19 protein-coding genes and 1 pseudogene are annotated in these 20,836 nt (G+C 64.4%); 6 read left to right on the forward strand and 14 right to left on the reverse strand.

The genetic code is table 11. The annotated features are described in order from the left end of the window. Nucleotides 1-28: 28 nt before the first annotated feature. Both IVB46_RS28900 and IVB46_RS28905 read left to right on the forward strand, forming a co-directional pair. Nucleotides 29-583 (forward strand): DUF924 family protein, encoded by a 555-nt coding sequence (locus IVB46_RS28900; protein WP_247313460.1) that lies wholly within the window; start codon nt 29-31, stop codon nt 581-583. 96 nt (nt 584-679) lie between these two features. Next, nucleotides 680-1,165, forward strand: a complete 486-nt coding sequence (locus IVB46_RS28905; RefSeq protein WP_247313463.1) for a peroxiredoxin — start codon at nt 680-682, stop codon at nt 1,163-1,165. A 155-nt stretch (nt 1,166-1,320) separates the two neighbouring features. On the opposite strand, the gene rnhA is transcribed toward IVB46_RS28905, so the two are convergent. The 3 genes from rnhA to ispH are packed head-to-tail and all read right to left on the reverse strand — an operon-like array spanning nt 1,321 to nt 3,740. After that, nucleotides 1,321-1,785: a ribonuclease HI gene (rnhA, locus tag IVB46_RS28910; protein WP_247313465.1), complete on the reverse strand. Its 465-nt coding sequence runs from the start codon at nt 1,783-1,785 to the stop codon at nt 1,321-1,323. Then, nucleotides 1,782-2,765 (reverse strand): homoserine kinase, encoded by a 984-nt coding sequence (locus IVB46_RS28915; RefSeq protein ID WP_247313468.1) that lies wholly within the window; start codon nt 2,763-2,765, stop codon nt 1,782-1,784. The genes rnhA and IVB46_RS28915 overlap by 4 nt, the downstream gene beginning before the upstream one ends. Before the next feature lie 6 nt (nt 2,766-2,771). Further along, nucleotides 2,772-3,740 carry a 4-hydroxy-3-methylbut-2-enyl diphosphate reductase gene (ispH, locus tag IVB46_RS28920; protein WP_063985850.1) on the reverse strand — a complete coding sequence of 323 codons (969 nt, stop codon included), beginning with the start codon at nt 3,738-3,740 and terminating at the stop codon, nt 2,772-2,774. Nucleotides 3,741-4,005: 265 nt separating this feature from the next. Here ispH and IVB46_RS28925 point away from each other — a divergent pair, with 265 nt between their 5' ends. Beyond that, nucleotides 4,006-4,701, forward strand: a complete 696-nt coding sequence (locus IVB46_RS28925; RefSeq protein WP_247313471.1) for a cell cycle transcriptional regulator TrcR — start codon at nt 4,006-4,008, stop codon at nt 4,699-4,701. Between the two features lie 306 nt (nt 4,702-5,007). On the opposite strand, the pseudogene IVB46_RS28930 reads toward IVB46_RS28925, so the two are convergent. The 5 genes and pseudogenes from IVB46_RS28930 to IVB46_RS28950 all read right to left on the reverse strand — a co-directional run bounded on the left by IVB46_RS28930 (nt 5,008) and on the right by IVB46_RS28950 (nt 10,931). Then, nucleotides 5,008-5,753, reverse strand: a pseudogene (locus IVB46_RS28930) (OmpW family outer membrane protein). A gap of 181 nt (nt 5,754-5,934) precedes the next feature. Continuing rightward, on the reverse strand, nt 5,935-6,204 hold the full coding sequence (locus IVB46_RS28935) for a hypothetical protein (RefSeq protein WP_247313477.1): 270 nt from the start codon (nt 6,202-6,204) through the stop codon (nt 5,935-5,937). Between the two features lie 195 nt (nt 6,205-6,399). After that, nucleotides 6,400-8,310 carry a propionyl-CoA synthetase gene (locus IVB46_RS28940; protein ID WP_247313480.1) on the reverse strand — a complete coding sequence of 637 codons (1,911 nt, stop codon included), beginning with the start codon at nt 8,308-8,310 and terminating at the stop codon, nt 6,400-6,402. Nucleotides 8,311-8,647: 337 nt separating this feature from the next. Further along, nucleotides 8,648-10,033, reverse strand: a complete 1,386-nt coding sequence (locus IVB46_RS28945) for a tetratricopeptide repeat protein (RefSeq protein ID WP_247313483.1) — start codon at nt 10,031-10,033, stop codon at nt 8,648-8,650. Between the two features lie 133 nt (nt 10,034-10,166). Further along, nucleotides 10,167-10,931 (reverse strand): tetratricopeptide repeat protein, encoded by a 765-nt coding sequence (locus IVB46_RS28950; protein WP_071909282.1) that lies wholly within the window; start codon nt 10,929-10,931, stop codon nt 10,167-10,169. Nucleotides 10,932-11,049: 118 nt separating this feature from the next. Here IVB46_RS28950 and IVB46_RS28955 point away from each other — a divergent pair, with 118 nt between their 5' ends. Together IVB46_RS28955 and IVB46_RS28960 are read left to right on the forward strand one after the other, a co-directional pair. Beyond that, nucleotides 11,050-12,627: a sodium:proton antiporter gene (locus tag IVB46_RS28955; protein WP_085400941.1), complete on the forward strand. Its 1,578-nt coding sequence runs from the start codon at nt 11,050-11,052 to the stop codon at nt 12,625-12,627. 205 nt (nt 12,628-12,832) lie between these two features. Next, nucleotides 12,833-13,603: a hypothetical protein gene (locus IVB46_RS28960; RefSeq protein WP_247313486.1), complete on the forward strand. Its 771-nt coding sequence runs from the start codon at nt 12,833-12,835 to the stop codon at nt 13,601-13,603. A 171-nt stretch (nt 13,604-13,774) separates the two neighbouring features. On the opposite strand, the gene IVB46_RS28965 is transcribed toward IVB46_RS28960, so the two are convergent. The 5 genes from IVB46_RS28965 to IVB46_RS28985 form a co-directional block, all read right to left on the reverse strand. Then, the gene (locus IVB46_RS28965; RefSeq protein WP_085400938.1) at nt 13,775-14,581 is read right to left on the reverse strand and encodes a glucose 1-dehydrogenase; all 807 of its coding nucleotides are present in this window, start codon (nt 14,579-14,581) and stop codon (nt 13,775-13,777) included. A 46-nt stretch (nt 14,582-14,627) separates the two neighbouring features. Further along, on the reverse strand, nt 14,628-15,041 hold the full coding sequence (locus tag IVB46_RS28970; RefSeq protein WP_247313489.1) for a DUF1850 domain-containing protein: 414 nt from the start codon (nt 15,039-15,041) through the stop codon (nt 14,628-14,630). Continuing rightward, nucleotides 15,002-17,110 carry a TRAP transporter permease gene (locus tag IVB46_RS28975; protein ID WP_247343976.1) on the reverse strand — a complete coding sequence of 703 codons (2,109 nt, stop codon included), beginning with the start codon at nt 17,108-17,110 and terminating at the stop codon, nt 15,002-15,004. The genes IVB46_RS28970 and IVB46_RS28975 overlap by 40 nt, the downstream gene beginning before the upstream one ends. Before the next feature lie 184 nt (nt 17,111-17,294). After that, nucleotides 17,295-18,242, reverse strand: a complete 948-nt coding sequence (locus tag IVB46_RS28980) for a TAXI family TRAP transporter solute-binding subunit (RefSeq protein WP_166104196.1) — start codon at nt 18,240-18,242, stop codon at nt 17,295-17,297. A 197-nt stretch (nt 18,243-18,439) separates the two neighbouring features. Continuing rightward, nucleotides 18,440-18,919: a hypothetical protein gene (locus IVB46_RS28985; protein WP_247343980.1), complete on the reverse strand. Its 480-nt coding sequence runs from the start codon at nt 18,917-18,919 to the stop codon at nt 18,440-18,442. A 197-nt stretch (nt 18,920-19,116) separates the two neighbouring features. Here IVB46_RS28985 and IVB46_RS28990 point away from each other — a divergent pair, with 197 nt between their 5' ends. Next, nucleotides 19,117-19,425 carry a hypothetical protein gene (locus IVB46_RS28990; protein WP_247313908.1) on the forward strand — a complete coding sequence of 103 codons (309 nt, stop codon included), beginning with the start codon at nt 19,117-19,119 and terminating at the stop codon, nt 19,423-19,425. 171 nt (nt 19,426-19,596) lie between these two features. Here the strand turns inward: IVB46_RS28990 and IVB46_RS28995 are convergent, their stop codons facing one another. Further along, entirely contained in the window at nt 19,597-20,811 is a 1,215-nt protein-coding gene (locus tag IVB46_RS28995) for a hypothetical protein (RefSeq protein WP_247313494.1), read from the reverse strand. Between the last annotated feature and the right edge of the window lie 25 nt (nt 20,812-20,836).

Consider the following 20,836-nt stretch of genomic DNA (forward strand, 5'->3'; position numbering starts at 1 on the left):
CGCGCCTTGGTTCATGACTCTTGGGTTCATGACTGACGGCGGTGACATCACGCCATCAGGCATTCTCGCCTTCTGGCGCGAGGCCGGCCGCGAGCGCTGGTACAAGCGCAGCGACGCTTTCGACGCGGAGGTCAGGCGTCGCTTTCTTCCGCTATGGAAGCGGGCGACCGCCGGCGAGCTGGCCTCCTGGGAAGAAAGCGACGAGGGCGCGCTCGCGCTCGTCATCGCGCTCGACCAGTTTCCCCGCAACATGTTTCGCGGCACGCCGGAAGCCTTTGCCAGCGACGCGCCGGCGCGCGACGTCGCCCGCCGCGCAATCGATCGGGGCGTCGATCGCAGGATCGATCCCATCCTGCTCGAATTCCTCTATTTGCCCTTCATGCATTCCGAGCACCTGCCCGACCAGTTGCATTGCGTCGCGCTGTTTCAGAACACCGACAATGCCGAGAACCTGAAATACGCGCGGGAGCACGCCGACATCATCCAGCGGTTCGGCCGCTTTCCCCACCGCAACCGCCTGCTCGACCGCGATACCACCGAGGAAGAACAGGCCTTCCTCGACGGCGGCGGTTTTGCCGGCTGATGACAGAACGGTGAAGGACCACGACCCTCGCCGCCAATGTTGTGCAGCGCCGCCGCACGGTCTAAAAAGCGGGACCGATTTTCAGGGAGACTGACGATGGCGATCCAGACTGGCGACAAGCTGCCCGAGGCGAAATTCCGCGTGATGACGGCCGAAGGTCCGCAGGTGAAGACCACCGACGACATCTTCAAGGGCAAGAAGGTGGCGCTGTTCGCAGTGCCCGGCGCCTACACCGGCACCTGCCACAAGATGCATCTGCCGAGCATCTTCCTCAACGCCTACGCCATGAAGGACAAGGGCGTCGACACCATCGCCATCGTCTCCGTCAACGACGCTTTCGTCATGAGCGCCTGGAAGCGCGATACCGACCAGCGCGACGAGGCGATCTTCCTCGCCGACGGCAATGCCGACTTCGCCAAGGCGATCGGCATGGAGCTGGACGCCTCCGGCAACGGCCTCGGCATCCGCTCCAAGCGCTATTCGATGCTGGTCGAGGACGGCGTGGTGAAGAAGCTGAACCTCGAAGCGATGCCCGGCAAGGTCGAGGTCTCCGGTGGCGATACGCTGCTGGGGCAGCTGTAGGCTTAGGCCAGAGCTCCTTCCAAGCGGGAAGTGCCGTAGGGTGGGCAAAGGCGCGTCAGCGCCGTGCCCACCATCTTTCCTTGATTGAGAAGAAGCCGTGGGCACGCTTCGCTTTGCCCACCCTACGAAACCGGGCGACGCCGATAGCGCGTCGCCTACTCCGCCACCCGCTGCTGCAACCGCGCCTTCACAATCCCGTCCCGCGCCAGCTGATCCGCGCGCTCGTTCTCGGGATGCCCGGCGTGGCCCTTGACCCAGTGCCAGCGCACGTCGTGCGCCTTCAGCGCCGCATCCAGCCGCTGCCATAGCTCGACATTCTTCACCGGCTTCTTGTCGGCAGTGCGCCAGCCGTTGCGCTTCCAGCCGTGGATCCAGCCGGTGATGCCCTGCCGGACATACTGGCTGTCGGTGTAGAGATCGACGGTGCACGGCTTCTTCAGCGCTTCGAGCGCGGAGATCGCCGCCATCAATTCCATCTGGTTGTTGGTGGTGTGGCGCTCGCCGCCGTTCAGCTCTTTTTCCTTGTCGCCGAACTTCAGGATCGCGCCCCAGCCGCCCGGCCCGGGATTTCCCGAGCAGGCGCCGTCGGTATAGATCGTGACGAGGGGAAGCTCGCTCACGCGACCAGTCCTGACGGCATCAGCCCGTAGTCGCGCACGCTGGAAACGCTCTGGTGGAAGCGCAGCTTGCGAAAATATTCCAGCGGATCCTTGGGCTTGACCAGGGCTCCTGGAGGCACGTTGAGCCAGTCGACCAGCCGCGTCAGCAGGAAGCGGATCGCGGCGCCGCGCGCGAGCAGCGGCAGCGCGGCTTCTTCCGCCTCGGAGAGTTTTCGCACCCGGCCATAGGCATTGAGGAAGGCGCGCGCCTTGGTGACGTTGAACGAATGGTCCGGCTCGAAACACCAGGCATTCAGGCAGATCGCGACGTCATAGGCCAGCATGTCGTTGCAGGCGAAGGTGAAGTCGATGATGCCGGAGAGCTTGTCCCCGAGGAAGAAGACGTTGTCGTTGAAGAGATCGGCGTGGATCACGCCTTCAGGCAGATTGCTCGGCCAGACCCCGCTCGAGAGATAGTCGAGCTCGGCGGCGAGAAACGCATGCAGGCCCGGCTGGACCTCATCGGCGCGGCTTGCCGCCGCGTCGAACAGCGGCCGCCAGCCGGAGACCGACAGCGCATTGCCACGCTTGATCGCAAAATTGGCGCCGGCCAGATGCATCCTGGCCAGTCCCTCGCCGACGCCGGCGCAATGGGCCACGTTCGGCTTGCGCGGCCAGACGCCTTCGAGAAAGGTGATGATCGCGGCCGGCCGGCCCGACAGCTCGCGCAGCGCCTCGCCGTCCCCGGCCTTCACCGGCAGCGGGCAGGTGACGCCGTGCTCGGCGAGATGCGTCATCAGCGCGAGGAAGAACGGCAGGTCGTTCTTCGCCACGCGCTTCTCATAGAGCGTGAGGATGAACGAGCCCTTGCTGGTGTGCAGCAGGAAGTTGGTGTTTTCGACGCCCTCGGCGATGCCCTTGTAGGAGAGCAATTCGCCGAGATCGTATTGCTTCAGGAAATCCGCAAGCTCGTCGGCGGCAACGTCGGTGTAGACCGCCATAAAAGTCTACTCGGCGGCGGCTTCGGGGCGCACCTGGCGCGGCAGCGGGAAGAACTCGTTCTCTTCCGCGGCCGAGACCGTCTCCACATGCAGCGTGTAGCGCTCGGCGAACGCATCCATGATCTCCTCGACGATCACTTCCGGCGCGGACGCGCCCGCGGTGATGCCGAGGCTCTTGATGTTGCCGAACCTGGTCCAGTCGATGTCGGTGGCGCGCTGCGCCAGTACCGCGATCCCGCAGCCTTCGCGCTCAGCGACCTCACGCAGGCGCTGCGAATTCGACGAGTTCGGCGCACCGACCACGATCAGGGCGTCGACCACCGGCGCCACCTTCTTCACCGCGAGCTGGCGGTTGGTGGTGGCGTAGCAGATGTCTTCCTTGTGCGGGCCGTTGATGTTCGGGAAACGCTCCTTGAGCAGCGCCACGATCTCCGCGGTGTCGTCGATCGACAGCGTGGTCTGCGTCACGAAGGCGATGTTGTCGGGGTTCTTCGGGACGATGGTCTTGGCGTCCTCGGCGGTCTCGATCAGGGTTACGGCGCCGACCGGAAGCTGGCCGAGCGTGCCGACCACTTCGGGGTGGTGGGAATGGCCGATCAGGAAGATCTCGCGGCCACGCTTGAAGTGGATCGCGGCCTCGCGGTGCACCTTGGTCACCAGCGGGCAGGTCGCATCCAGCGAGAACAAATTGCGGGAGGTGGCGTCGGCCGGGACCGATTTCGGCACGCCATGGGCCGAGAACACAACCGGCGCGGTGGTGTTTTCCGGGATTTCGGCGAGCTCTTCGACGAAGATCGCGCCCTTCTTCTTCAACCCGTCGACGACGTATTTGTTGTGCACAATCTCGTGGCGAACATAGACGGGGGCGCCGTATTTATCGAGCGCCCGTTCCACGGTGTCGATCGCCCGGACCACCCCGGCGCAGAAGCCGCGGGGAGAACAAAGCACGATCTTGAGGTCTGGTTTGGCTGACATTGAGCGATCTCGGGACCGAATCACCCGTTTCGCCTTCTGGCGGGGGCGGTCAATGGATGGAATAGGGCTTAAAGGGGTCTGCTAGGACTTTACAGGCGCTTCCAAGGGAATTGGGCCCCCTTTCGGGCGCTGTCAAGGCACTATCTATAGCAGAACCATTGCGTGGCTAGCCCCTCAGGGCTTATATAGCGCGAATTCCCTGTCATCGCTGATGACCACCGGTTTCGCCTCCAGAGGGGTGGGCGAAGCACAAAGGAGATTTGCCATGAGCAACGCACCTCTGATGCCCAAGGCGACCGCCGTCTGGCTGCTCGACAACACCGCGCTGACCTTCGACCAGGTCGCCGATTTCACCAAGATGCACCCCCTCGAGGTGCGTGCGATCGCCGACGGCGACGCTGCCCAGGGCATCAAGGGCATGGATCCCCTCTCCAACGGCCAGCTGACCCGCGAGGAGATCGAGAAGGGCGAGAAGAACCCGGACTACCGGCTCCGCCTCCAGGAGAGCAAGGTGATTCTGCCGCCCCAGCCCAAGCGCAAGGGCCCGCGCTACACCCCGGTCTCCCGTCGCCATGAACGCCCGAGCGCCATCCTCTGGCTGCTGCGCAGCCATCCGGAGCTCAAGGACGCCCAGATCATGCGCCTGGTCGGCACCACCAAGAGCACCATCGCCAGCGTTCGCGACCGCACCCACTGGAACACCTCCCAGCTGACCCCGATCGACCCGGTGACCCTTGGCCTTTGCTCGCAGATCGAGCTCGATTTCGAAGTGGCCCGCGCGGCGAAGGAAAAGCCGATCGACGCATCCTACGGTGGCGCCACCCTGCTGCCGGCCTCCGAAACCACCAAGAAGGACGAGTTCGAGCCGGCAGAGCGATCGAACGACGACCTCAACGTCGACGCCGTGTTCGCCAAGCTGAAGACGCTCGGTGGCAAGAAGCAGGACGAGGAGGAGGAGTAAGGCTCCCCTCTCGGTTTACGATCGAACGCAATTTGAACGCGGCAGGGAAACCTGCCGCGTTTTTGTTTTGCGGAGACCCTCGCGATCGGCACAGAAGCAGCCACACGCAAGCTGCAGTCCCCTCCCCCCTTGCGGGGGAGGGTTAGGGAAAGGGGTTGCCCCACGGGGACTTCCTCCATCAATTCAAAGCGTCTGGCGAAGCTCTCTCGCGCCTTTTGCTGGGCTGCCCCTCTCCCCCGCCCTCCCCCGCAAGGGGGGAGGGAGCGCAGGGTCAACCGCGGCCACAGCTCGTCTTCAAACAACGCGTCAAAACTTGTACGTCACACCGCCACCGACCAGCCACGGATCGATATGCGCGGTGCCTGTGACCGGCAGGCCGCTGACGGTCGCTGAGTAATCCGGCCGCAGCCAGAGCTTCTTGACGTCGACGTTGAGACCCCAGTGCCGGTCGAGCATGTAGTCAAAGCCGAACTGCACGGCGCCGCCCCAGGCGTTGCTGACGTGCACGCTGGTGGTGGTGGCAACGATCGCGGGCGGACCGACGATGGCGGCTGGCGTATTGGCAGCCGAATTGTTGAAGAACACGGTGTAGTTCACGCCGGCGCCGATATACGGCTTGAACGCGCCGAAATTGTCGAAGTGATATTGCAAGGTCAGCGTCGGCGGCAGCAGCGTGGTCTGCCGATCGGCAGGTTCGCGAGCGAGCCGTTGCCGCTGATCGAGTGCCTGGTCACGCCGAGGATCAGCTCGGCCGCGATGTTCTTGGTGAAGAAATAGCTGATGTCGAGCTCGGGCACGACCTGGTCGCTGATCGAGAGCCCGGAATTCGGCGACGACAGCGACGGCACGCCTGCGACATTGACGGTTGAGCCACCGGCATCCGGCAACACGCCAAGCACGCGCAGACGCACCATCCACGGATTGAACGCTTCTACCGGCGGCGGTGCCTTCTTGTAGACAGGCAGATCGGCCGCCTGCACCGAGCCAAAAGTCCCCACGAGCATCGCGCCAACCGTCGCAAGCCGCGCCAGGTTTTTTGTCGTTCCGTTCATTGCATTCCCCTTCAGCCATCTCTCGCGCGTCGTTGCGCGACATCAGCGTCAGAGCAGAAAGGGGATGGTGATGGATTTGACGCCGATCAAATCAGGACTGACGCGACACGATTTGGTTGTGGCGTTGCCGATGTGTCACGAGAAACGCGAATGAATGCGCAGGATAATTCCGTAGCCGATGTCACGGCCGCTCGGGATGGTTCAGCATGTACTCGCCGAGATCGCGCTGACGGCGGTCGGACCGGGCGGTGGCAGCGTTGCGCTGGACGTCGCGGTCCTTGCGGCAGGCCACGTATTCGGGCGAGCCCTGCGCAAAGCCGCGACTCTGACAGACCGCGTCGTCATCGTCACCGCCCACCGCCACCGGCGTCTGGTAGCGCGCGGAGCAGGCGGAGACAGCGATGGCGAGCAGCACGGCGACAAGCAGGCGCGGCGCGGTGGCGAGTGGCATACGAGGTCCCCTGTTGGCCGGCCCTGTTTAGCCCGGAATGAGGAGATTGTAAGTCCCTGGGCGTCGTTCCCCACGCGCTGTCATTCCCCTCAAAAGCGGGGAATCCAGTACTCCGCGGCGGTCATTGGGTCACACAACTCCGGCCGCGGCGTACTGGATCACCCGCTTTCGCGGGTGATGACAGCGGAGATCACCTCACACCCTGCCCTTCAGCGCCTCGCCGATCTCGTCCAGCACCTTGGGATCCTCGATCGTGGCCGGCATGGTCCAGGCTTCGCCATCGGCGATCTTCTTGATGGTGCCGCGCAGGATCTTCCCCGAGCGCGTTTTGGGCAGGCGGCCGACGGTGATGGCGAGCTTGAAGGCGGCGACGGGGCCGAGCCTGTCGCGCACCAGCGCGACGATCTCCTTTTCGATCTCCGCAGGCGCGCGCTTCACGCCGGCCTTGAGCACCAGGAAGCCGCAGGGCACCTCGCCCTTGATCGCGTCCTTGACGCCGAGCACGGCGCATTCGGCGACGTCCGGATGCGAGGCCAAAATCTCCTCCATGCCGCCGGTGGAAAGTCTGTGGCCGGCGACGTTGATGATATCGTCGGTGCGGCCCATCACGAAGACATAGCCGTCCTCATCCTTGTAGCCGGCGTCCGAGGTTTTGTAGTAGCCGGGGAATTCAGTGAGGTAGGCGTCCTTGAAGCGCGCATCCTGATTCCACAGCGTCGGCAGGCAGGCCGGTGGCATCGGCAGCTTGATGACGATCGAGCCCATGGTATTGGGGCCGACGGGCTTTGCGGCTTCGTCGACGACGTCGACCTGGTATCCCGGCATCGGCACCGTCGGCGAGCCATGCTTCACCGGCAGCATGCCGAGACCGACCGGATTGCCGGCGATGCACCAGCCCGTCTCGGTCTGCCACCAATGGTCGATCACCGGCACCTTGAGCTGCTGCTCCGCCCATTCCACCGTCGGCGGATCGGCACGCTCGCCGGCGAGGAACAGCGTACGGAATTGCGACAGGTCGTATTGCCGGATGAACTTGCCTTCCGGATCCTCTTTGCGGATGGCGCGGAACGCCGTCGGTGCCGTGAAGAAGGCGACCGCCTTGTGCTCGCTGATGACGCGCCAGAACGCGCCGGCATCGGGCGTGCCGATTGGCTTACCCTCGTACATGATCGACGTCGCACCATGCAGCAGCGGGCCATAGATGATGTAGCTGTGGCCGACCACCCAGCCGATGTCCGAGCCACACCACCAGACCTCGCCCGGCTTGACGCCATAGAGATTGAACATCGACCATTTCACCGCGACCAAGTGCCCGCCATTGTCGCGCACGACGCCCTTGGGGATGCCGGTCGTGCCTGAGGTGTAGAGGATGTAGAGCGGATCGGTGGCGGCGACAGGCACGCAAGGGGCTCTCTTGCCGTCGTTCATCGCCTTGCGGCGAAGGCTCGCCCAATCGTAGTCGCGGCCCGGTGTGAGGTCGCAGATATGCTGGGAACGTTGCAGCACGATGCAGGCCTTCGGCTTCGTGCCCGCAAGCTTGATCGCCTCGTCGAGCAGCGGCTTGTACTGCACGATCCGGCCGGGCTCGATGCCGCAGCTTGCGGAGAGAATGAGCTTCGGCTGAGCGTCGTCGATGCGGGTGGCGAGCTCCTTGGCGGCAAAGCCGCCGAACACGACCGAATGCACCGCGCCGATGCGCGCGCAGGCGAGCATCGCGACCACGGCCTCCGGCACCATCGGCATATAGAGGATGACGCGATCGCCCTTGGCGACGCCAAAATCCTGCATGATGGCGGCGAGCGCCTGCACCTCACCCAATAGCTCGGCATAGGTGAACCTGGTGACCGAGCCCGTCAGCGGCGAATCATGGATCAGCGCGACCTGGTCGGCGCGGCCGCGTTCGACATGGCGGTCGAGCGCGTTGTAGCAGGTGTTGACGACGCCCCCCATGAACCAGCGGCCGTAGACGCCCTGCGAGGCATCGAAGATCGTCTTTGGCGGCTCGATCCAGTCGATCTCCGTGGCCGCCTCGGCCCAGAAGCCCTGGGGATCAGCCAGCGAGCGCGCGTGGACCTCGTGATAGAGGCTCGTTCCCTTGACGTTCATTGCCGCGCTCCCATCCCTTTATTCGCCTGGCCTTGACCTGACCTGACCGACAGGACGAGCGTCCCGCCATGACAGGGATCAAGTGCCGGCGTTGTTTGAGAGGTATTTTCCCGGGAACGGGCCGCGGTTCAAGCTGAAAAGGATGGGTCTTTGGGAGGGAGGGAAGAAAGGCCATCGCAGCAAGCTGGAGCCACGACAAAGGTGAGCCCTCTCCCCCCTTGCGGGGGAGAGCGGGAGAGAGGGGTGGCCACGAACTCTGTCTGGAGTTTGTGGCCACCCCTCTCCCTAACCCTCCCCCGCAAGGGGGGAGGGAACGCAGTGTGCGCGTAGAGGCGCCTCAACTCTCCATCGCATTCAGCCGCTGCAACCGTTCCTGCATGATCTTCTTCAGATCGTAGCCCGGACGGCGGAAGCTGGCATCACGCGTGGCGAGGAAATCGCGCTGGGTCTTGCGCAGGTCGCCGGCCGAACGGCCTTTCGTGGCCTTCAGCACCCGCTCATAGGTCTCGGCAATCTGGCGATCGAGCACGCCGAGTTGCGGATCGGCGCAGATCACCTTCTCGACCTCGCGCTTCGCCGTGGCGCAATCGAACGACGGGCCGTTGCCGGAACTCGCCGCGAGCGGATGCAGCGGCTCGGCGCCGAACTTCGCAATCTCCGCGATCATGCTGCGGCGGCCGTTGGCGGCATTCTCGTTGCCGGGATCGAGCTTCAGCGCCGTCTCGTAATCGGCCAGCGCCTTCTTGCGTTCGCCCATCTTCTTGTAGAGCACCGCGCGGTTGTTGAAGGTCTGCGCGAAATTCGGATCGATCTTCAGCGCAGCCTCGTAGTCGCTGAGCGCCGCGCCAAGCTCGCCCTTGAGCTGGTAAGAGTCGCCGCGGTTGGTGAAGAAGTTCGGCCGCGGCGCCAGCCGCAGCGCCTGGTCGTAGTCGGCGATCGCCTTGTCGTACTCACCCATCGCGGCCAGCACCAGGCCACGATTGTCGTAATATTCGGGGACCTTCGGATCGAGCCTGATCGCCTCGCCGTCATCGGCGACCGCCTTGTCGAGCTGGCCGAGCTTCTTGTAGGCCGCGCCGCGATTGGTGTAGGCGCGCGGCCGGTTCGGATCGAGCCGCAGCGCCTCGCTGAGATCGCGGATCGCCTTCTCGTTGTCGCCGCCGAGATAATAGTTCACGCCGCGGTCGGACCAGGCCTGCGCATCATCCGGCTTCAGCTTGATCGCCTGATCGTAATCGGCGAGCGCGCGGTCGAGCCGGCGCTGATTGGTGTAGACGACGCCGCGCAGCTCGTAGGCTTCCGCGTCCTGCGGATCGAGTTCGATGGCCTTGCTGAGATCAGCTGCGGCACGGTTGAGATCGCCGCCGGCCTCGCGCAGCAGGTCGCCGCGCAGGCGCCATGCCTTTGCATTCTTGCCGTCCAGCGCGATGGCGCGGTCGATATCCCGCAGCGCCTGCGTGAGGCCGCCTGAGGTTCGCGCATTGGCGTCGGCGCGCACCAGCAGCGCGGCGGCGCGGTCTGAGCTCGAATTGGTGGTCTGGTCGATGATGGCGCCGCACGCCGTGATCAGTTCGGCAGGCACAGTCTTGCTGCCCATCACGCAATCGACGGCAGCAGAGGCCGGGGCGGCGAGGACCAGGCTCATCGCGGCGCTGAGCAGGAAGGCGCGAAGCGGGATTTTGGCAAACGGGAACATTTGCGCGGAAGAACGCGTGCCGCACATCAGGAAGACTCCGTGACATCAGGTGTTCACCATTGTCGCGGCGGGCGAAGAATGGGTTCAATTCGGGCCTGTTAGGGACGCACGGGCGCCTGCACTCCCTCGCCCCGCTTGCGGGGAGAGGCGAAGGAAGCCCTCAATACCCGTCCACCCCGTTGATCCGCTGCAGCCGCTCCTGCATCGCCTTCTTCAGATCGTACCCGGCCCGCCCATAACCAGCATTGCGGCGGGCAATGAATTCGTCCTGCGCGCGCTGGAGCGCCTTGGCTTCCGCAGGATTGCGCGCCTCCCGGATCACGCGGGCATTCGATGCAAAAATCTCCCGATCGAGATCGGCGAGCTCGCGGTTGGCGCAGATCGCCTTCTCGACCGCCCGGGCCGCACTCCTGCAATTGAAGCTGGGCTTGCCGGCCACCGCCATCTGCGCGCCGATCCGCTCGAGCTCGCGCGCCATCGCCTTGTGATTGGCCTTGGCCTTCTCGTGGTTCGGATCGATCTTCAGCGCGGCGCCGAAATCCTGCACCGCCTTCGGCTTATCGCCCTTCTTCAGCCAGAGCTCGCCGCGGGCGTTGAAGAGGTCGGCCAGGGTCGGATCGAGCTGAAGAGCGCGGCTGTCGTCGGCGATCGCGCGGTCGACCTGGTCATGCCGCGCATAAAGCGCGCCGCGCGCGACCAGCGCCTTGACCAGGTCCGCCTTGGCCGTCTTCTCGTTGTCGATGACGGACGCGCAGGCGGAGCCGGCCTTGTCCATGTCGTCGGCGGCAGCAGCAGCGAGGCACGGCGCGACATCGACCTGCACGACGGCGGCGGGCTCGCCGCCGGTGGCGGCATGGGCCGCCCCGAGCGAAAGCACACAGAGCGCCACCGCGCCGGACAATCGAATGAGATTTTGAGAACGCATGCTAGCTGCAGTCGGAAAGTCTTGGCTTGAGTCTTGGCCTGGGTCTTGGCTTGGGTCTTGGCTTGAGCCTTGCCTTGAGGGTGCACTATCCATCATACGGCCGGATTGGTGCTAGCTTGTGGCACAGCCAAAATCGGTTTCGGGGATCAACGTGTCGACATTCGAATGGATCATCGTGCTTCTGCTCGGCGCCGTTGCATTATCGGCGCTGGCGCGGCGGATCAAGGTCCCCTACCCGACCTTTCTCGCCATCGGCGGCGCGCTGATCGCCTTCGTGCCGAACAGCCCCTCCTGGACGCTCGAACCCGACCTCGCCTTGGCACTTTTTGTCGCACCGGTGCTAATGGATGCCGCCTTCGACACCTCGCTGCGCGATCTCCGCAACAACTGGGTTCCGGTCTCGACCCTGGTGGTCGCCGCGGTCGGCCTGACCACGGTCGGCGTGGCCTTCGTCGCGCACCGGCTGATGCCTGACATGCCCTGGGCCGCCGCCATTGCGCTCGGCGCCATCGTGGCCCCGCCGGATGCCGCGGCAGCGGTTGCGATCCTGAGCCAGGTCAAGCTGCCCTATCGCATGGTGAAGGTCCTGGAAGGCGAGAGCCTGCTCAACGACGCCAGCGCGCTTCTGATCTATCGCATCGCGGTCGGCGCTGTCGTCATGGAGCATCTGAAATGGAGCGAGGTCGCGCCGACGATTGCACTCGGGCTGGTCGGCAGCGTCCTCGCCGGTCTTTTGGCCGGGCGCATCATCCCGCTGTTCCTGGAACGCGTGAAGGAAGCGCCGAGCGCGATCATCGTGCAGTTCGCCACCACCTTCATGGTCTGGATCGCAGCCGAGCATCTCGGCCTCTCCGGCATCCTCACCATCGTCGTCTACGCCATCACCGTCGCGCGCACGGCGGGGGCGCGCATGCCGGCGCGGTTGAGGGTGCCGTCCTATGCGGTCTGGGAGACGATGGTGTTCGTGCTCAACGTGCTCGCCTTCATGCTGATCGGCATGCAGATGCGGCCGATCTGGACGCGGTTGGACGCGGAGGTGCGCTGGGAATATTGCGTGGCCGCCGCCTGGATCCTGCTCACGGTGGTCCTGGTGCGGCTTGCCTGGATCACGTTCTACCGCGCGACGCTGCGCGTCCTGATCGCGCACGGGCTCTATCACCCGAAAGATCCCAAGCAGGTTGCCTCGCCGAAGGGTGGCCTCATCATCTCCTGGTGCGGCATGCGCGGTCTCGTCACGCTCGCCACCGCCTTCGCCCTGCCGGAAAGCTTCCCCTATCGCGACTTCATCGTCTTCATCGCCTTTGCGGTGGTGCTGGGCTCGCTGGTCATCCAGGGCCTGACGCTGCGGCCGCTGATTCTCGCCTTCGGCCTCAAGGACGACGATCCCGTCGGTATCGAGGTCGCGCGCGCCCGCGCAGTCGCCTATCGCGCCGCGCTCGATGCGATCGAGGACGATCCGTCGGAGGAGGCGGAAATCCTGCGGCTCGAATACCGCGCCATCCTGATGCAGGCCGACGACGATCCGCACGGCGGCATCGCCAGCGGCGAGTTGCCCGCCGATCCGCTGCGCCGCCGCGCCATCGAGGCCGCGCGCAAATCGATCCTCGGCCTTCGCGATACCGAGGTGATCGGCGACGACGCGTTTCACCGGATCGAGGAAGAGCTCGATCGCGCAGAATTGAGCGCCGGCGGATAGATCCGCAAACACCGCTGTCGTCCCGGACAAGCGAAGCGCAGATCCGGGACCCATAACCACAGGCCATGGTTTTGCGAAGACTCGGAGTTGCCAGCTCGCGCGACAACCGCTCCCTGTGGTTATGGGTCCCGGGCTCGCGCTGCGCGCGCCCCGGGACGACAGCGGGGGCGTTGAACCAAACACCGCCTCTCCAGACTCATTCCAGATGACGACCTTGATCGACGACCGTCGTGTACGCGCGCGTGATGCGTCGCCTGCACGATATTTTTATCTCAATATGGCACTGGCCTGCGCAGCCACCGCGTTTCTCGGCTTCGCGCCGACCTATTTCGTACCGCTCGCGCAGCGGACGTTTTCCGCGAGCCCGGTGATTCATTTTCACGGGCTCCTGTTCTTCACCTGGTCTCTCTATTTCGTGATTCAGACCTGGCTCGCGGCGTCGGGCCGCGTGGTCAATCACCGTGCGCTCGGGATTGCCGGCGTGTCGCTTGCGACCGCGATGACGATCTTCGGCTTTCTCGCCTCGGTGCATGTGATGCAGCACGCCGCGGCGCTCGGCCAGAAGGATGCCGGCATCGGCTTCTCGATCGTGCCGATGAGCGGCATCGCGTTCTTCGCGGTGGTGTTCGTGCTCGCGATCATGAACACGCGAAAGCCCGAGATTCACAAACGCCTGATGCTGCTTGCCGCGGTCTCGATCCTCGACGCCGCGATCGCGCGCTGGTTCATTACCTTCCTCGCGCCTCCCGGTCCGCCCGGCCCGCCGCCGGTACCCGTCACGATCGCCCCGGCCGTGGTCGCTTCGCTCCTGCTCGTCGTCGCCATGGTGCGCGACTGGCGCATCGATGGCCGCGTGCACCCGGTCTACATTTACGGCACGCTCGCGCTGCTGGCAGTAAAGGTGCTGAACTGGCCGATCAGCGAGAGTGCCGCGTGGCATTCGTTCGCCGGCGGGATTCTGGCGCTGGCGCAGTAGTTACCGCTGTCGTCCCGGACAAGCTTAGCGCCGATCCGGGACCCATAACCACAGGCCGGCGTGGTTACGAAGACTCGGAGTTACAGCTTAGCAAAACAACTCTGGCCTGTGGTTATGGGTCCCGGGTTCGCGCTTTGCGCGCCCCGGGACGACAGCGGAGTATGATGCGCCTTAGGCCCCCGCCTTGCACGTGATCCCGCCGTCGACCACGAGCTCGATCCCCGTCACATATTTCGACTCGTCCGACGCTAGGAACAGCGCGGCATTGGCGACGTCCCAGGCCTCACCCATGTGCCCCATCGGCACCTGCGCATCGCGGGCGCGCCACATCGCTTCGACGTCGCCCTTGGCGTAGCTATTCGCGAGACCCGCGGAATGCTCCACCATCGGCGTTTTCATCAGGCCAGGCAGGATTGCATTCACCCGCACATGGTTCTTCGCGAACTCGATCGCGGTCGAGCGCGTCAGCTGGTTCATCGCGGCCTTGCTGGCGTTGTAGCTGACATAGGAAATCCCAACATGCCGGATCGAGGCGATCGAGGAGATGTTGATGATCGAGCCGCCGCCCTGCTTCACCATCACGGGGACGATGTGCTTCATGGCGAGATAGGCGCTCTTGAGGTTGACAGTGAAGACGCGGTCCCAGCTCTCCTCGGCGACCTCGACCACGCTGCCCATCTCGGCGATGCCGACATTGTTGTCGAGCACATCGATGCGGCCATAGGCTTTCAGGCACGCCGCCACCATCGCCTCGATCTCGCTCGCGCGCGAGACGTCCGCGGTGAAGGCAGTCGCATTGCCGCCCTCACCCGTGATGATCTTCGCGGTCTCCTCGGCTGCGGCACCGTTGCGATCGACGCAAAACACCTGCGCGCCCTCGCGCGCAAAGGTCACCGCGGTCGCCTTGCCGTTGCCCCAGCCGGGCCCGATCGAGCCGGCGCCCACCACCATCGCAACCTTGCCCTTGAGCCGATCCATCGCGTGTCTCCCGTGTTGTTGTTAATTGTAGCCCGGGCGTGGCGAGCTACGGATCGTTACAGACCTTCATCGTGGTGACGTTAGCACCGATGGGATGCCCGACAATCTCCGAAAGAGTCCGGCAGCTTCCATCATGGCATAACCGCCATTCCCCGGCCGCGCCGGAATTGCCAAGCACGACCTCCGGCATCGGCGCACGCTGCGGCCGCCATTGAAACCAGCCGTCGACGAGCCGTGCCTCGGGCGGCGGCTCCATGCCGGGCCCGGTGCCTTTGACCCGCGCCTGCACCAGTTCGAGGCCGGCAGGCGTGACGCGCCAGTCCTCCTGCCAATCGACCTTCGCGATCGAATGCGTCCACACCAGCGTGAAGGCGGAAAGCGCCAGCGCTTTCACGCCACCCGCTGTTGCGAAGCAGAGGCTCACGCGGCTTCGACGACGGCGGGCGGACGCTGCCGCCATTGCCACAGCAGAAGCGCGGCGGAGAGCGTAAAGCCGGCGGTATCGCTGAACGGGAAGTCACCGAGCAGGCACAGCGCGGCGCCGAGCGCGAGTGCGCGTTCAAGCAGCGTCATGCGCGTGAACAGAAAACCGATCGCGACCATGCCGAACAGGCCGATCGCCACCAGCGCCTTCAGGGTCGCGAGCGCCACCGCACCATAGAAGCCGAGCTTGGCCGCCATGGGATCGCCGGCCTGCAGCATCAGCGCCGGCGAATAGACGAAGATGAAGGGGATGACATAACCGGCGAGCGCGATACGCATCGCCTCCCAGCCGATCTTGTCCGGATTCTCCTTCGCGATCGGCGCCGCCGCCAATGCGGCGAGTGCCACCGGCGGCGAGAGGTCGGCCATGATGCCGTAATAGAACGCGAACATGTGGCTCGCGATCAGGGGCACACCGAGCTTCGCCAGCGCCGGCGCAGCGAGCGCGGCGGTGATGATGTAGGTCGGGATGGTCGGGATGCCGGTGCCGAGCAGGATCGACAGCAGCATGGTCATGATCAACGCCAGGAACAGGCTCTTCTCGCCGAGACCGATCACCCAGCTGCCAAAAATGTTGCCGACGCCGGTCTGCGACATCATGCCGATGATGACGCCGACGATGGCGCAGGCCATGCCGACGGTGATGGCGGACTTGGCACTTTCGGCCAGCGCATCGCGGCACTCGCGCAGGGCCTTGAACCCACCACGGACGAACGCGGTGATCACGATCAGGCCGACGACGACGCTCGCGACCGGCACGATCTGGAGACCGTCGCGCGACAGCGCGCCGACGACGAGCGCAAGTCCGATCCAGAAGATGGAGCGGACGACCATCGAGGAGGCGCCGGCCGTGATGCTGGCGCCCAGGATCAGCGTCACCGTGAGCGCAAGGCCCATGCTGCCGGCATAGAGCGGCGTAAAGCCCTCGAACAGCATGTAGACGAGCGCGGCGAGCGGCAGCACGAGGTACCAGCGCGTCACCAGCGCCTTCCAGGCGCTCGGGATCTCCGAGCGCTTCATGCCGACGAGACCGTGCTTGCCGGCTTCCAGATGCACCATCCAGAAGGCGGAGGCGAAATAGAGGATGGCCGGAATCGCGGCCGCTTTCACGATCTCCGAATATTGAACGCCGAGCGTCTCCGCCATGATGAACGCGACCGCGCCCATCACCGGCGGCATGATCTGGCCGCCCATCGAGGCCGTCGCCTCGACACCGGCGGCAAAGGCGCGGCGATAGCCGAATCTGATCATCAGCGGAATTGTGAACTGGCCGACGGTGACGACGTTGGCTACGCCGGAGCCGGAGATCGTGCCCATCATGCCCGAGGCGAACACCGCGACCTTGGCCGGGCCGCCGCGGGTCCTGCCAAATAGCCCAAGAGAAACGTCGGTGAACAGCTGGATCATGCCGGCGCGCTCCAGGAACGAGCCGAACAGGATGAACAGGAAGATGTAGGTCGCCGAGACGTAGATCGGCACGCCGTAAAAACCTTCGGTGCCGAACGATAGATGCGTGACGATCTGGTCGAAGTCGTAGCCGCGATGGTTGAGCGGCGACGGCAGGTATTGGCCGAAGAACCAGTAGAGAAGACACGCGCCGCACATCAGCGGCAGCGCCGCGCCCATCAGCCGCCGAGTGCCCTCGAAGATCAGGACCGCGAGCAGGGTGCCGACCGCAAGATCGAGCCGCGTCGGATCGCCGTCGCGCGCGATCAGGTCGGCATAGAAGATCCACTGGTAGAGGCCGCAGAAGAAGCCGGCGCCGCCGATCACCCAGCCGAGCGTACGGCCGACATCGCTCTTCGCGGTAAAGTTGGCGATCAGGCCGAAGGTGAGGAGAACGAGGAAGCCGACATGGACGCCGCGCACCACCTGGCTCGGCAGATAGTTGAAGGCGGCGACATAGAGCTGGAAGGTGGCGAAGGCAATGCCGATCCAGTAGGCGAGAGTGCCCCACCAGCCCGGACCAAAACCTTCCGGAAAACCGTGCTCGAAATTGTCGAATTCAACCTTGATAGGCCCTGCGGAGCCCTCTGCCTGCAACATCGATATGTCCCCAACCGTCCAGCGCTTTTAACATCGCACAGCGTCTCGAGACCGTCATGCCCGGGCTTGTCCCGAGCATCCACGGACTTTCTCGCCTAGCCTTAGAACGTGGATGGCCGGCACATCTGCGCGAAGACGCGCTTCGCGCTTTTGCCCGGCCATGACGTCCGATAACGAAAGCTGACTACTTGATCAGCCCTTTTTCCTTGTAATAGCGGATCGCGCCGGGATGCAGCGGAACCGGGCTGCCGGTGGCGGCCGTCTCGAGCTTGATCTCCTTGCCCGCGGCATGGGCGTTCTGCAATTCGGGCAGCGACTCGAAGATCAGCTTGGTCATCTGGTAGGCGAGGTCGTCCGACACCGCGGAGCTCGTCACGAGATAGTTGACCACGGCCGCGGTCGGCACGTCCTTGTCCTGGCCGGTATAGGTATTGGCCGGAATGATTGCCGAGATGAAGGGCGGGCCGATCTTGTCGATGGTCTCCTTCGGCACCGACACCACGGTGATCGAGGCCGAACTCGAGAGATCCTTCAGCGAGGCGACGCCAAGGCCGGCCGATTGAAGCGTCGCGCCCAACTGGCGGTTCTTCATGAGGTCGACGGACTCGGCGAACGGCAGATATTCGACCTTGCCGAGGTCCTTATAGGTCATACCTGCGGCCGCGAGGATCGCACGGGAATTGAGCTCGGTGCCCGACTTCGGCGCGCCGACCGAGAGGCTCTTGCCCTTGAGATCTGCGAGCGTCTTGATGCCCGATTCGGCGGTCGCGACAATCTGGATGTAGTTCGGATAGATCGCGCCGATGGTGCGCAGCTTGTCCAGCTTGGTCTTGAAGCCGGCTTCCTCGTCGCCCTCCCAGGCGGCTTTGAGCGAGTCACCCAGCGTGAACGCAATTTCGCCGCGGCCCTGCTGGAGCAGGATCAGGTTCTCGACCGACGCCTTGGTGGCCTGCACCTGCGTCTTCACGTTCGGAATCTTGTCACCGTAAATCTTTCCGATCGCGACCCCGAGCGGATAGTAGACGCCGGAGGTGCCGCCGGTCAGCACGTTGATGAAGGATTGCGCATGCGCGCAAGGTGCCGACGCCGCCAGGGCAAGAGCCGCGGCCGCGCCGAAAATCGTCCGTTTCATGGTTGTTGTACTCCCCAAACCGGCCGGGAAATTGGCCGGATGGGGTAAGCGGGTCAACCCATCCAAAAGTCACAACAGGACTGCGGTAAACGGCTGACCCGGCTCGATTTTTGGGGAACCCTCGGGGTGCGGCGAGGTGGCGCAGTCAGGGTCTGGCGCGTGTCTCGCCGCGCTGGCAAGCTCTTGCTGGCAAGCCCTTATTGGAAGGTCATGTCCAGGCACTTGGAGATGTCGGAGCCGAGGCCGGAGGAGATGATGATGCAGCCGCGCACCTTCTGCGCGGTGACGTCGGCGGCCCAGACCGAGTAGCCGCCGGGACCGAAGAACGAGTTGGTGTTCGGCGGTTCGGTCTCGGTCGCGTCGAAATCGTATTTGCCGTCGGTCTCGAAAATGCGCGGCTTCTTGGTGCAGCCGCCGTCGGTCTGGACGTTGATGACTTCCTTGTTGTCGCGGGTCAGCGCGAGCGAGACCTGGCAGCGGAAATATTCCGAGGTCTTGGTGTTGAACAGGTAGGTGTAAGACTTGCAGGTCGCGGTGTTCAGCTTGCCCGGGGCGAGGCCACGGCTGCACGAAATCCGCTGGTTGTGGCTGAGTTGGTAGTCATCCGCCAGGGCGGCGGGCGCCAGCGCCGTCACCAACAGCGCGGCGGCTGAGCAGGCTTTCACGACTTGGTTCATCCGAATCATCCCCCTACCAATATTTTTGTCGAATTGCGTTCTAGACTGAAAGCGGAACATAGTCGCGCGGGGACGAAGGGAAAATCACAAACTGCTGGGCAGGACGTGATGCGCTGCGGCGCTTTCGCAAATTGACCTGTAAACGCCGTTCGTGATTTGTTCAAGATGGCAACCCCAACGATGGGGAGGATGGGATGATGGCATTTTCAACGAAGACATTTGCACTTGCACTCACTGCAGCGCTCGGCGCGTTCAGCGCACCCGCATTGGCGCAGACCGCGGCAACGCCCTGGGAGCTCAAGCCCGACACCGGCTATGCCTATGACAAGGACGGCAAGACCTTCTCCTACAAGATGGGCACCAACAATGCCGGTGAACTCCTGAAGGGCGCCAAGAAGGTGCCGAAAGGCACGCTGTTCTTCATCGGCCACAACGGCCAGCTCTACATGCGCAGCGGCCCGTATCTCGAAGGCGACGGCAAGTTCAAGTTCGGGTCGGATCAGTAGGGGCGACGGCCAACCCAAGCATTCGGTGTCATCACCCGCCTTGTGCGCGCTTGCGCACTGGGGCGGGTGATCCAGTATTCCAGAGGCCGTTGTGCTTCAATCGAGAGGCCGCGGCGTACTGGATGCCCCGGTCAAGCCGGGGCATGACAGCGGAGGATGTGGCAGCGACGACTAAAACGCCCCTGCCAACTCCCGTGCGCCGGCGTTGTTGCTGTTACTGTCCATCCGCGTGTCCGTCACCGCCAGCAGCTTGGCCACCGTGTTGTGGCGGATCGCGACCGGGTTGCGCTCGTAACCGCCGCGCTGGAAGAAGTTCGAGGTCGGCACCTGCTCGCGCATCGCCTGCGGCATCGTCACCATGTCGAGGCCGGTGCCGTCGCCGGTGAGGTTCATCATCTCGAGCTCGGCGGCGGTGAGCGGCCGGGTGTAGCCCTTGGCGCGCGCGAACAGCACCGAAGTCAAAAGCTTATGGGTTTGCAGCATCGGGCCGATGTCGATGTCGAGCACCATGGCATGCATGGCCCAGCCCTGCGCGGTGTTGCCGATCTTCTCGTGCTCCGACCAGGTGTCCGGCACCGACTTCGCCTGCGCCACCATCTTCTTCAGCACGGCAAGCTTGTGCTCGAGCGGCTGGCGCGCCGGCCCCGACGTCCGCGCCACCTTCTCGGAGAGCGCACGGATGAGTTCATGGCCCTGCTCGGCCAGCAGCTCGACGCTGTTGGTGGTCAGGAGCTGGTTGTAGCCCATCGCGGTCGAGATCGCGCGCTTGCCGCCATGCTCGATTCCCGCCTGCACGTCGTAACTGCCGGTGCCGCCGGTCTCGAACGAATAGACCCGCACCGCCTGCTCGCGCGTCAGCCCCGAGGCGAGCGCGTAGCGCGCATAGGCGCGCTTGAACTCGACCTCGCTGGACGGCCGCTGCGGCGTGAACTGATAGAGCTCCCGCGCCGCCTGCAGGAGATCGGCGACCACCGGTATCGGCTTTCTGGTCGGACGATCCGGCGTTTCTTCCGGTTCCGGATTCACCGGCCGCTTCGGCCCGTTATAGAGCGGCGGATGCTGCAGCACATAATCCTCTAGCGTCACTTGCTGTCCGCTGCGCCGCTTGGCGTTGCGGCCTTTCCGCTTCTCGGAGATCTGGCTCCAATAGGCACCCGCCTCTTCGTCGAAGGCCGCGCGCGCCGCCTGATATTCCTGCAGCTTGCGGCGATATTCGAGCACGGCCGGCGACGCCCCACCCTGCGCAAAAAACTGCGACAGCAACTGGGCGTTGGCATCGCGGACGGCCGGCGGCAGCGCGTCGGCCTCGCCGCCTCGCGCAGTGGGCGCGAGCAGGACGAGCGCGAATGGAACCAGCGCGAGATGTTTTCGAATCGAATGATGCATGCTGCCCTCTTAGCAGGCATCCGGT

It is taken from the genome of Bradyrhizobium sp. 61 (assembly GCF_023073075.1).
GTDB lineage: Bacteria > Pseudomonadota > Alphaproteobacteria > Rhizobiales > Xanthobacteraceae > Bradyrhizobium > Bradyrhizobium barranii.

Coding starts and splice junctions, on each gene's coding strand:
- IVB46_RS28900 (WP_247313460.1), top strand. CDS start 29: ATGACTGACGGCGGTGACATCACGCCATCAGGCATTCTCGCCTTCTGG.
- IVB46_RS28905 (WP_247313463.1), top strand. CDS start 680: ATGGCGATCCAGACTGGCGACAAGCTGCCCGAGGCGAAATTCCGCGTG.
- IVB46_RS28915 (WP_247313468.1), bottom strand. CDS start 2,765: ATGGCGGTCTACACCGACGTTGCCGCCGACGAGCTTGCGGATTTCCTG.
- ispH (WP_063985850.1), bottom strand. CDS start 3,740: ATGTCAGCCAAACCAGACCTCAAGATCGTGCTTTGTTCTCCCCGCGGC.
- IVB46_RS28925 (WP_247313471.1), top strand. CDS start 4,006: ATGAGCAACGCACCTCTGATGCCCAAGGCGACCGCCGTCTGGCTGCTC.
- IVB46_RS28935 (WP_247313477.1), bottom strand. CDS start 6,204: ATGCCACTCGCCACCGCGCCGCGCCTGCTTGTCGCCGTGCTGCTCGCC.
- IVB46_RS28940 (WP_247313480.1), bottom strand. CDS start 8,310: ATGAACGTCAAGGGAACGAGCCTCTATCACGAGGTCCACGCGCGCTCG.
- IVB46_RS28945 (WP_247313483.1), bottom strand. CDS start 10,033: ATGTGCGGCACGCGTTCTTCCGCGCAAATGTTCCCGTTTGCCAAAATC.
- IVB46_RS28950 (WP_071909282.1), bottom strand. CDS start 10,931: ATGCGTTCTCAAAATCTCATTCGATTGTCCGGCGCGGTGGCGCTCTGT.
- IVB46_RS28960 (WP_247313486.1), top strand. CDS start 12,833: ATGACGACCTTGATCGACGACCGTCGTGTACGCGCGCGTGATGCGTCG.
- IVB46_RS28965 (WP_085400938.1), bottom strand. CDS start 14,581: ATGGATCGGCTCAAGGGCAAGGTTGCGATGGTGGTGGGCGCCGGCTCG.
- IVB46_RS28970 (WP_247313489.1), bottom strand. CDS start 15,041: ATGGCGGCAGCGTCCGCCCGCCGTCGTCGAAGCCGCGTGAGCCTCTGC.
- IVB46_RS28975 (WP_247343976.1), bottom strand. CDS start 17,110: ATGTTGCAGGCAGAGGGCTCCGCAGGGCCTATCAAGGTTGAATTCGAC.
- IVB46_RS28980 (WP_166104196.1), bottom strand. CDS start 18,242: ATGAAACGGACGATTTTCGGCGCGGCCGCGGCTCTTGCCCTGGCGGCG.
- IVB46_RS28985 (WP_247343980.1), bottom strand. CDS start 18,919: ATGAACCAAGTCGTGAAAGCCTGCTCAGCCGCCGCGCTGTTGGTGACG.
- IVB46_RS28990 (WP_247313908.1), top strand. CDS start 19,117: ATGGCATTTTCAACGAAGACATTTGCACTTGCACTCACTGCAGCGCTC.
- IVB46_RS28995 (WP_247313494.1), bottom strand. CDS start 20,811: ATGCATCATTCGATTCGAAAACATCTCGCGCTGGTTCCATTCGCGCTC.